This is a genomic window from Nonomuraea basaltis, assembly GCF_005893125.1.
GTDB classification, from domain to species: domain Bacteria; phylum Actinomycetota; class Actinomycetes; order Streptosporangiales; family Streptosporangiaceae; genus Nonomuraea; species Nonomuraea basaltis.
The window spans coordinates 65,753-75,015 of sequence record NZ_VCJS01000005.1 but is presented as its reverse complement, the minus strand read 5'-3'; the positions used below and the strand labels follow the sequence as shown (position 1 = coordinate 75,015).

Annotated in this window: 20 protein-coding genes; all 20 read right to left on the bottom strand. The window is 66.2% G+C overall.

Annotated features, from left to right (window positions below):
• Positions 1-191: 191 nt before the first annotated feature.
• Positions 192-683, bottom strand: coding sequence for a hypothetical protein (locus tag EJK15_RS03580; RefSeq protein ID WP_138708901.1), 492 nt, complete (start codon positions 681-683; stop codon positions 192-194).
• Positions 684-708: 25 nt separating this feature from the next.
• Positions 709-1,725, bottom strand: a complete 1,017-nt coding sequence (locus tag EJK15_RS03575) for a hypothetical protein (protein ID WP_138708900.1) — start codon at positions 1,723-1,725, stop codon at positions 709-711.
• A gap of 6 nt (positions 1,726-1,731) precedes the next feature.
• On the bottom strand, positions 1,732-2,388 hold the full coding sequence (locus EJK15_RS03570) for a hypothetical protein (RefSeq protein WP_138708899.1): 657 nt from the start codon (positions 2,386-2,388) through the stop codon (positions 1,732-1,734).
• A gap of 23 nt (positions 2,389-2,411) precedes the next feature.
• The gene (locus EJK15_RS03565) at positions 2,412-3,119 is read right to left on the bottom strand and encodes a hypothetical protein (RefSeq protein ID WP_138708898.1); all 708 of its coding nucleotides are present in this window, start codon (positions 3,117-3,119) and stop codon (positions 2,412-2,414) included.
• A gap of 3 nt (positions 3,120-3,122) precedes the next feature.
• Positions 3,123-3,530 (bottom strand): hypothetical protein, encoded by a 408-nt coding sequence (locus EJK15_RS03560; RefSeq protein ID WP_138708897.1) that lies wholly within the window; start codon positions 3,528-3,530, stop codon positions 3,123-3,125.
• A gap of 290 nt (positions 3,531-3,820) precedes the next feature.
• Entirely contained in the window at positions 3,821-4,075 is a 255-nt protein-coding gene (locus EJK15_RS03555) for a MerR family transcriptional regulator (protein ID WP_138708896.1), read from the bottom strand.
• Positions 4,076-4,213: 138 nt separating this feature from the next.
• Positions 4,214-4,387, bottom strand: a complete 174-nt coding sequence (locus tag EJK15_RS70115; protein WP_171074087.1) for a hypothetical protein — start codon at positions 4,385-4,387, stop codon at positions 4,214-4,216.
• Positions 4,384-4,953, bottom strand: coding sequence for an RNA ligase 1 family protein (locus EJK15_RS03550; RefSeq protein WP_206060635.1), 570 nt, complete (start codon positions 4,951-4,953; stop codon positions 4,384-4,386). Before EJK15_RS03550 ends, EJK15_RS70115 begins: the two co-directional genes overlap by 4 nt.
• A complete protein-coding gene (locus EJK15_RS03545; RefSeq protein WP_138708895.1) occupies positions 4,940-5,434 on the bottom strand; it encodes a hypothetical protein in 495 nt (164 codons plus the stop codon). The genes EJK15_RS03550 and EJK15_RS03545 overlap by 14 nt, the downstream gene beginning before the upstream one ends.
• Positions 5,431-5,577, bottom strand: a complete 147-nt coding sequence (locus EJK15_RS70110; protein WP_171074086.1) for a hypothetical protein — start codon at positions 5,575-5,577, stop codon at positions 5,431-5,433. The genes EJK15_RS03545 and EJK15_RS70110 overlap by 4 nt, the downstream gene beginning before the upstream one ends.
• Positions 5,578-5,624: 47 nt before the next feature.
• Positions 5,625-6,380 (bottom strand): hypothetical protein, encoded by a 756-nt coding sequence (locus tag EJK15_RS03540; RefSeq protein WP_138708894.1) that lies wholly within the window; start codon positions 6,378-6,380, stop codon positions 5,625-5,627.
• A 181-nt stretch (positions 6,381-6,561) separates the two neighbouring features.
• Positions 6,562-6,738, bottom strand: coding sequence for a hypothetical protein (locus EJK15_RS70105; protein ID WP_171074085.1), 177 nt, complete (start codon positions 6,736-6,738; stop codon positions 6,562-6,564).
• Positions 6,735-6,995: a hypothetical protein gene (locus EJK15_RS03535; RefSeq protein ID WP_138708893.1), complete on the bottom strand. Its 261-nt coding sequence runs from the start codon at positions 6,993-6,995 to the stop codon at positions 6,735-6,737. Before EJK15_RS03535 ends, EJK15_RS70105 begins: the two co-directional genes overlap by 4 nt.
• On the bottom strand, positions 6,992-7,279 hold the full coding sequence (locus tag EJK15_RS03530; protein ID WP_138708892.1) for a hypothetical protein: 288 nt from the start codon (positions 7,277-7,279) through the stop codon (positions 6,992-6,994). The genes EJK15_RS03535 and EJK15_RS03530 overlap by 4 nt, the downstream gene beginning before the upstream one ends.
• Positions 7,272-7,760: a hypothetical protein gene (locus EJK15_RS03525; protein WP_138708891.1), complete on the bottom strand. Its 489-nt coding sequence runs from the start codon at positions 7,758-7,760 to the stop codon at positions 7,272-7,274. The genes EJK15_RS03530 and EJK15_RS03525 overlap by 8 nt, the downstream gene beginning before the upstream one ends.
• On the bottom strand, positions 7,750-8,031 hold the full coding sequence (locus EJK15_RS03520; protein ID WP_138708890.1) for a hypothetical protein: 282 nt from the start codon (positions 8,029-8,031) through the stop codon (positions 7,750-7,752). Before EJK15_RS03520 ends, EJK15_RS03525 begins: the two co-directional genes overlap by 11 nt.
• Positions 8,021-8,323 carry a hypothetical protein gene (locus EJK15_RS03515; RefSeq protein WP_138708889.1) on the bottom strand — a complete coding sequence of 101 codons (303 nt, stop codon included), beginning with the start codon at positions 8,321-8,323 and terminating at the stop codon, positions 8,021-8,023. Before EJK15_RS03515 ends, EJK15_RS03520 begins: the two co-directional genes overlap by 11 nt.
• Positions 8,310-8,693 carry a hypothetical protein gene (locus EJK15_RS03510; RefSeq protein ID WP_138708888.1) on the bottom strand — a complete coding sequence of 128 codons (384 nt, stop codon included), beginning with the start codon at positions 8,691-8,693 and terminating at the stop codon, positions 8,310-8,312. The genes EJK15_RS03515 and EJK15_RS03510 overlap by 14 nt, the downstream gene beginning before the upstream one ends.
• Entirely contained in the window at positions 8,686-9,027 is a 342-nt protein-coding gene (locus EJK15_RS03505) for a hypothetical protein (protein ID WP_138708887.1), read from the bottom strand. Before EJK15_RS03505 ends, EJK15_RS03510 begins: the two co-directional genes overlap by 8 nt.
• Complete coding sequence (locus tag EJK15_RS03500) at positions 9,020-9,241, bottom strand: hypothetical protein (protein ID WP_138708886.1); 222 nt, start codon at positions 9,239-9,241, stop codon at positions 9,020-9,022. Before EJK15_RS03500 ends, EJK15_RS03505 begins: the two co-directional genes overlap by 8 nt.
• Positions 9,242-9,263: the final 22 nt, after the last annotated feature.

Below are 9,263 nucleotides of genomic sequence, written 5' to 3'. Positions count from 1 at the left end.
TGATGGCGGCGACGTTGCTGGCGGGCAGGATGTCGGTGACGGAGACCGAGCCTGCGGACGCGCGCAGCCGTACAGCTGCCGCGCCGCCCTGCTGAGTGACGCTGGTTGGTGCCGCGGCGGCGGTGGGGACTCTCCGGCGAGGACGCGGACGATCCCGCCAGCGACGCCGGAAGATCGCCCGGCCCATTGGATCAGCCCATGATCTCGGCTACGTACGCGGTGCCCTCCCAGGTCACCGCATCCGTCGGCGCCGCACTCATGCCCACGACGAGCGCCTCCGACGCCTTGCACGAGATCGCCGTCTCCGGGGTCCACAGCTTGTCCAGCCCGACACGGACGTTGAACGTGGACTGGTGAACCGTGGCGAGAGCGCCCGACCCTGCGGCGGCCTGCGTCGTGTTCAGCGTCTCCGCCGTGAAGGTGGCAGACACGTCCCCGGAACGGACCGGGACCCGGGCCACACCGGTGTTGCCGCCACTACCGCTGGTGTAGGCGCCGGACGCCCGCTTGATGTAGTAACGGATGCCCTCGTCCTGCGTATCGCCGTAGTCCGTGGACTGGCCGATGTCCAGATAGAAGATCGACAGGCCGCACGAGGACGGCGCGACCAGCTCGAACCAGTCCACCGCCCCACCCTGAGCGGAGGCCGTGAAACTGACGGTGTAGACCCGGAACTGGATCACAGTTATCTCTCCGCTCCGCCGGGCTTCAGCCGGTCCAGTCGGTGGTGCTTACGCCGCTCGGCGTCCAGAACTTGCCGCTGTCGGCAGGGCTGCCGTACTCCGCGCCGGGCGGCACGTACCAGCGGTTGCGCCGCCACAGGTTGCCCGACCCGTCCGACCAGCCGTACAGAGGGAAAAACAGTGGCTCGATCAAGGTCGTAAAGGTGTTGTCCGTGAAGATCACGTTGGTGTTGCCGGTGCCGTTGCCGCCGATGTTGACGGTCGCCCCGAACCCGCCCAGGAGGTTCCCGACAGCCGTGATGTTCGAGTAATACGCGGGGCTACCCGGATCCACTTGCAACGCGATCGCGTTGGTGTTGCCCCCGCTGACGATCGTGTTACCGCGGATCGTGATGTGGCTGACGTTCGGGCCGCCGTTGCTGCTCAGGATGCCGTCGTGGTGATAGGTGTCGTTCGCCTGGTCAGCCGCGTCGTGCATGTAGCAGTACTCGACAGTCACGGGGTTCGCCGCGGTCGATGAGGCGTCCAACTGAATGGCGTTGCCGAAGCCCCAGAATTCGCACCGGCGGGCGACGAGCCCGACACCACTGTGGTTGATCCCGAACTGGAAGCTCTGGGCAAAACTCACTGGCGGCGACGACACGGCAGCCGGGCGGAACGTGCAGTACTCGAACGTCGTCCCGGTCCCGTAGTCCTGGACGTTCATGAAATTCGGCGCGGTGCTTTCGAACAAGCAGCCCCGGAAGGTGACGCCCGTGGGCCTGGATCCGGCGGTGCCGATGGCCACCCCACCGTCGAACCGCAGCCCCTCGAAGGTGGCGCCCGACTGCCCAATCGGGATCGGGTCGGCGCCGCTGTAGGTGGTGAGGCTGCCGGTGTAGCTGGGCCACGCCGTGTACCCGGTGTTGGTGGCGTCCGGGAACGCTCCGAACGTCCCGGTGCCCGGTTGCAGCACCAGCCGCCCGCCGCGGCCCGCAAGGAGTGCGGCAATCGCCTCGGCATCTGACGGGCGGGCGACCCGCGTGACGAGGACGCGGCTCACATCAGCTCAGCTCGTGAACGAGACGACGAGGCCCTCGGTGGAGTCGAGCTGCGGTGTGAAAGCGCCGCCGTTGCTGGCGGTCTGGGTGCCGCCGAGATCCCAGTACAGCATCACCGGCGACGTCGAGGGGGTGCCAGTGTCCTTGTAGAACAGGACGTGCGACGCGGACAGGGTTCCCGGGTTGACGGTGGTCCACGACGGATCCGCAGCGTCCACGACCAGGGCGCCCCGGCCCGCGCACACCCACGTGACGGTGCCGTCGGTGAAGTCATCGCCCACGGTGGTGGTGTAGGTCGGAAGAGTGCCGCCGCTAGTGCCGGCCACCACGGCTTGGTACACGAAGCCGTTCGCCGACACAGGGCGCACCACGTCGCCGACCGCGTAAGCCGTGCTGTTGGCGCGCTGCACGGACCAGGAGTTCGCCGCAGTGTAGGTGACCGTCTTGGATGCCAACGTGGCACCACCAGCCGTGTAACCCGACCCGGTGGTCTCCACTCCGACGCCGCCAGTCACAACGTCCGAAAGGAACTGGGCGGTGTCCTGCGTGGCGCCGACCGTGTAGCTGCTCAGCAGCATCGCCTTGATCGTGTCGGTGCCGAAGTTGATCCTGCCCTCGAACAAGCTCTGCTGCAGCTTGCCGTACACGAATACGGTCACAGCCATGACGAACCCCTAAATGACGAGCGCTAACGGACAAGTAGACGCCTACGGGCGCCCGCATACGGAGAGAGTGGAGGGCCTGCGCCGGCCGCAGTGGCCGCACCTTTGAGCGCGATGGAAACCCCGGTGAAACCCGAGCAGGAGACGCTGGCCGTGGCCACGCGGGTTCCAGTCGCGCCGCTCGCGGTCAACACCTCGCGGGCCGTGGCGAGGGTGACGAAACCGGCCGTCTCCTCCTCGAGGCCGTTCGTCATCCCCGCGGGGAAGGAGAAGTTCACGACATTGTTGGCGCTGAACCAGGCAGCGATCAACAGATCATCTGTGCCGGTTGGGGGGACGGACGGCGCGGTGGCGCTGGTTCCCGCTCCATCCGTCGCGCCTGCCGCTCCGTCGATGCCACCAACGGCTGCCACGCCCGCCACAACGTAGGTGAACTGAAAGTTTTCCTCGCCGAAACCCTGGTCGGGCACAGTGACCGTTTGCGGCCCGCTCACGGTGACCGGCCTGGTCCACAGTTTCAGGTGGATCGTGTTGACGCCCAGGTCGGCGAAGGCATCCTCAGCCCACGTACCCGACGTGCCGGTCGGGGTGGTCATCCCGGCGAGGGTGCCGTAGTCGCAGCCGTGAATCGTGCACAGGACGTCGTCGACCTGGGTGCCAACGCCAGTGACGACGGTCACAGGGCCGCCGCCGACAGAGTTCTGCAGGACCTCACGGACGATGGGAGTGGCCATGGGTTATGCCGGCATGGTGATGGTGCCAGCCGTGATCTCGACGTTGACTCCGATCGAGATCGTGGTCGTGTTGAGATTCAACTCCGCACTCGAGGTGCTGACCGCGCCGTCCAGTATGGCCACGTTGTTGCTGTCGAGCGCCCGGAACCATGAGGCGGTACCTGCTGCGACACCGGTCGTCGTCCGGGGTGTGCCCAGTAGCGTCGTCACGCCGTTGCTGGCTGCGCCAAAGCTGGGGTCCGCGAGGGTGAACTCGGCGAGCAGGGTCTGACCGGACAGAGCCGTGTCCGGGCCAGCGGGTTGAGAACCGTTGTAGACGCGGATTTTCCCAGCTCCTGCTCCCGCATCAATGAGGAGACGAACCGCGTCCGCAGCGGCGGACCGGGCGGCGTTCGAGACGCGAAGCGTCATGCTGACCTCCGGGAGAGCGTCTCAGCGGACAAAGCGTGTGCGCGTCGCGAGAATGTACGGATGGAGCCGTCACGTGTAGTACTGGGCGGATGGCAAGCGTTGCGGCGTGCGGCTGAAACCATCCGCCCGGAGCAAGGGGGGTGGCGGTCTGGACCCCGAGGTCTCGCGGACCCCCTCAGATCACGCGAGAGCAGAACAGACCGCCACCCGGTGGGCTCCACTCGGCATCCACGGGGGCGGAAGCAGCGGAGCCCGGCTCTCCACCGGCACCAGAGAGCGTTCGTGGGCCGCTATGCGGCGGCGCGGAGCTGGGCGCGGTAGGCGTCTCTCAGCTCGGGTGTGATGGGGACCCGCTTGCCCAGATGGAGGTGCGCCTCGATCGTGGCCAGGTCGTTGTAGTCGTACCAGACCGTTTTGCCGGTTCTGGCCAGCTTGCGGGCGTTGTGGCGTGATGCCCACACCCTGAGTGTGGGCTGTGGTACTTCCAGTCGTTCGGCTGCCACAGCGATGGTGACCGGGTCGTAAGCGGCCTGCACTTCGGCCACCCCCAGACAAGCAGAAAGCCCCCGGGCGTCCGCCTGAGGGCCTGATGGTGCACGATCAACTCGATTTATAACAGGTCAGAGGCCCGAAAGCCAATTCGACGCGCCCGGATCGTGTCACGGGCAGCCGACAGTTACGGCCTACGGCTTGGTCTCCACCCTCTTGATGCCGCCTCGCACGTTCACCCGCACGTGGATGTGTGCTCCGCCTGGCACTTCGGCGCAGCGGGCTTCCTCCACGTAGGCGGCGAGTTCGTCCAGAGTCATGCCGTGCTTGGGGTCGGCTGCTTCGGCTTTGACTGTGCGGGTGATCACGACGTCTCCTGAGGGAAGTCCCGAGCTTTGATCTTGGCCATGCGTCCATCCGGCCCGTGCCAGACGATGCCCTCGTACGGCCGGGCATGCAGCCACTCCCGCAGCCCGTCGTAGTCGCGCGGCGCGGACTTGACGTCCTCGCGGATGCGGAGCGGCGCCCAGCCGTGCTCCATCAGGACGTGCGCCTCGAACCCGTCCGGGTTGCCGTTGATCTTCGGGCCCAGCAGCTCGTACGTGCCCGGTCGCAACGTCGTCTGGAGCGCTTCGGCGTGGTACTTGGCGAACCCGGACCGCTCGACCGGTTCCCAGCCCATCCGCTTGCCCGTCTCCAGGTCCTCCTCGATGAGCACGAAGTCAGGAGGATCAGCCTTGCCGGACTTCACCTCTCGGCGCGCCCACCAGCGGCCTGCTTCGTCGAGCTTTACGCAGGTGCCGTCCCACTTGACCGTCGGGACGCCCTCCCCCGCGAACACCCAGGCGCATTCGGGGTTCGGCTCTTCGGTGACGTACTTCGGGTTGCTGTTCCAGTCCCGGACGAAGATGGTGGGCACCTTACGCATCGCCATCACTCTCCTTCTGATGTGGACACACACGCCCGCGCATGGTCGCGGTATTGCAGTTGGCGCACAGAACGCGATATCCCTCCTGCGGCCACCCCTCCTTGCTCAAGCGGCGCAGCACGCCGGAGTTTTTGCCACCCGTCCTCGCCCGATCGGCGTTGCCGCCGCCGCCCACATGGTCAAGACACAAGAACTCTTGCTCGGACTCGCCGCAACAAGCACAGCGATCCCCGTAGGCCACGAACATCTCTTGGCGCAGCCGCTGGTAGTCCCGCCGTGCGCGCTCCCTGCCTCGCTCCGGATTGCTCGCATAGCGTTCCTTGGCGCGAGCGAGAAGGACCTCGCGGTTCGCCTCGTAGTAAGCCCGGACGCGCAGACGTTCCGGTTCGCACAAACGCTCCTTGTGGCGCTCCCGGTAGCGACGATTGATCTCTGCCCTGGTGAGCGGCTTGGATTCCGTTGGACCCCCACCAGGAATCTTCTTCATGATGATGCGCGTTCCTCATCGACGGTGAGCCGTAGCCATTCCTGCACGGTCATGGTCATCGATTCCTTGGCCACGTCCAGCGGGAGGAAGTACGGGATTACTTTGGCGTTGCCGCCGGGGCATTGGGTCACGTGTCCGGCCACTGTTGGACGGGGAGGAGACGAAATCACAGTGCGTCCATTGTTCCATGTCAGGACGCCTCCACGAGATCCAGTTCGCGCCCTTGCTTGTCTCGAAGTTCCCGCTCCTCCCAGTCCGGGATGAGCCTGCCGCACGCTTTGCACGCCCAGTGGTGTTCCTGCTCGCGCATCACCTGCTTGTAGATGGCGCAGCGTGGGCAGCGGATCGGGGACACGCTGCCGATCGGCTCCTCGTCCGCCAGCGCGCGGAGGACGATCTCCCAGCGGAGGATGTCCAGCCCGGACTTGATGTGGTCGTCATCGGCGAGCAGGTTGCCCAGATGCTCCGACAGCCAGCCGATCGTGCGGGATCTCGGGTGGGCGCCGCGGTGGGTGCGGTTGACGCGCTGCGCGTACCCGCAGGTTTGCCGCCACTCGTCCTCCAGATCGGATAGGAACCCGTACAACTTGTCGAGGGCGTCACCGATAGGGGAAGGGCTCGGCGCCCCCTTGGAGCCGCTCACACGCCCTTCCGCAACCACCCCGCGGTGGCCGTCGGCCCGAGCTGCGAGTTCGGAAGCGAGGACGTCGAGGTCCAAGAGTGCCGCCCGGACCAGGGACTTACAGCGGGAGCACCACAACGGGTCTCCCGGAATGCTCTCGATGACCGGTTCTGCGGGAGCGGGCGGGCATTCGCCCTGCTGGCCGGCGGCGATCCAGGCGTCCACTTCGATGATGTGGGCGTCCAGTGCCTGCTCATAGGCGGCGATAGCGCGCCTCGCGCCTGTGTTGCAGGGACCATTGCACGAGTCGGAGCTGATGGGCACGGTGTCTCCCCCGAGAGTCGTACGCTGTGGGAGACCAGTGACGGGTCGAGGGTTGGATTCCGGGGCGGTCCTCCATGGACGGTGGAGGGCCGCTCTTCGCGTTTCAGGACATTATGGACGTCGGCCACGAGCGGGTACGTGCACAACGCGTGATATCGCCTGTTCGTCCGATCACATGCTGTCACATCTGGTTGTGATGCCGGTCCCACACCTGCCCGCACAGGGCCAGGAACGCGTCCCTGTCGCCTCCTGAGACGACGACTTCCACCTCGGTCTCCTTGGAGGACTTGATGGGAGCGTGGTTCAGGGTCTGGCTGCCGTCGTCGTCGTCCTTCAGCCTCAACTCGACAGTGATCACTGCGTCTCCTCCTGGGGTAGGGCTGCCCAGTCGTCCTCAGGCATTCCCCACGGCTTGGGCTGTCCTGTCCGCTTCAGATGGGCGGTGATCGCATCGGCGGCAGCTCGCATCTCACGTTGCGCTGCCCGGAACCGCTCCACCAGGGCAGGCGGCAGATCATAGACCGCCTGGTCCGCTTCGATGTGGAAGTCCGCTTCACCTTCGACATTGATGTGGTACGGCTCACCCCAGGCATAGTCCTTGACGAACGCTCTCACCCTGTCTCCTGCTCTGATAGGGCTGACACCTCAGGCTCCAAGGTAGGGCTCTGGGAGTCGCTCTTGGCCTTGCGCGCTCTCCACACTCGGACGCACCAGCCGCACACATCGCCAGCCTCCGGGTACAGCCTGCCCTGCCCGCGATTGATCGGCGGCCGGGACCGGGTCAATGCGGGGCATGTCCTGTAGATGTGATCGTCTCGCTCGCCGAAATACCACTCATTGACGCTCTCGTAGCCGGCGAAATGGGCGTCGAGGTCGATGACGAGGATTCCCTCATCCACGGTCGGCCTCCTGGGAGTCGTCGAGAGCGGCGAGGAGCTCCCGGCGAAGGTCGTCAGGACAGAGGTGGTCGTGGGTGGGGTGCGGTTCACGGCCCAAGCGCTCCGCTAGGGCGTGGACCCGATCTATAGCCGCTTCTGCCCTATCGACCGCTCGCTGGGACATGCTGTTCCGTTCGCGGAGGCGTTCCACCACCTTGGCGTGGTCGGCCATGAACGCTGCCATGGCCTCGCTGTCGCCTGCGAGGGCGCCTTTCGCGTGCTCCAGCTCGGCCTTCAGCCGGTCGGCGTGGAGCTTGTGGACGCCTGCCATGGCGTTGGCGGCGTTGTAGGCGAGACGCTGCTGCTCGCGGTCGCGCTCGGCAGTCGCTGAGGCCAGCGCGTCGTGCTCATCGCATTCCGTAACAGGCGTACTGCGAGGCATGCAGCAGGTGCCGCAGTGAGAGCCCTCGAAGGTGTAGTAGTGGCGGAGGTCATCCGGCATGGCGCACCTGCTCGCTGGTGATCCACAGGCAGCCCTCGTCGGAAGGCTCTTCGCCTCGCTCGTGCACCGCCCAGGTGCGCGCGTCGTCGGTGCCGAGAGCGCTCGTGGTCTCCGTGGCAACCAGGTCGCCACCATGGATGTCGTCGCTACGGAGGGCGTTCAGGGCCGCTTCTAGGCTGGCACCCACTGCGATGCGCTTGCGTCCATCTACAGGGTTCTCGCTGAACCAGATCACTTCAGCGATGTAAACGGCGGCGGGCTCAGTGCTCATCGGTGGTCTCCTCGGGAAGGGCGGCGGGGACGCAGAGCGGGGACCGAGCGCACAGGTTGCGCGCCGAGGCCAGGCGCACCTCCAAGCGTCGATTGATGGACAGGAGGCGGCGTACGTCCCGTTCCAGAAGCTGCACGTCCTCAGCTGAGACGATGACCTGTCCCTGTTCGGCGAGAGCAGCGACATCCCGGGCGGCCTGCTCCCGGAACGTGTCCAAGCTGCCCGATCCCTCACCCCATCGGGACTCGTGAGCGGCTAGACGAGCCTTGGCGAGCACCTCAGCGGGAGTCACGGGCCATCCCCTTGATCTCGTCAACGACGGCAGACAGCAGGCCGTGGACCGTGACGCCGTTGCTCAGGTGTTGCGCGTGGCGGTCCTCGAAGCGTCTCCTCTGCTCACGGATGACCACCATGTCGCCGAAGACGGCGGCGATCCGGGTCCGCTCAGCATCGGCGACCTCCTCGGGCGGCGCCGCGAGGTCCTTCTCCTGCTCGGCCATCTGCTCGGAGATCTCCGCGTCCCTGCGGCCTGCGGTGTATCCGGCGTCGAACCCTTCCCGCCAGATCTTGTCGAGGATCTGCCGCCACTCGTACACCCGGTGGTACGGGTTCGCTTGGCAGAGTTTGGCGAGCCTCCTCATAGCGGACTCGTAGTCAGGCACGGGCTTCTCCTAGCTGGCGGGCGAGAGCAGCGTCCTCAGGACGGCACACGCAGTCGGTGCAGAACTTCCGGTCCATAGGGCAGCGGCGAGCCTCGATCGCGGCGGCGATCTCCTCGGCGGTCTTGCGGCGTTCGTCGGCACGGACCAGCACATCCCGCTTTCCGGTCATCTCCGACGTGAGCCCGCATGTGTCGCAGGACGCTACGTCGCCAGTCCAGGTGACGTACTTGTGCGTCTTGTTGATGCACGTCCAGAACCGGTACGGGGTGTTCTTGAACGCCTCCTCCAAGTCGTCGGCTGCGGCTTGTACGGCTTCCTCGGGAAGGTCAGGCATCGGCGGACTCCTTGATCGGAGCGAGGCGGTAGCGCCACACCATCGCATCGATCTGGCGCGTGCCGGGCACACGCTCATCTCCGCACGGGTCACAGACGAGCGAGGTGTGCCGCCCGATTGCTGACCAATCGACGACGATCAGTTGAGCGGCAGGCCTGTTGCGGCACCACTGGCAGGTGAGCGGGGCGGCTTCTGCCGGGATGGGGTCAGGCATCGGCTGCGCTCGTTCCGTGATA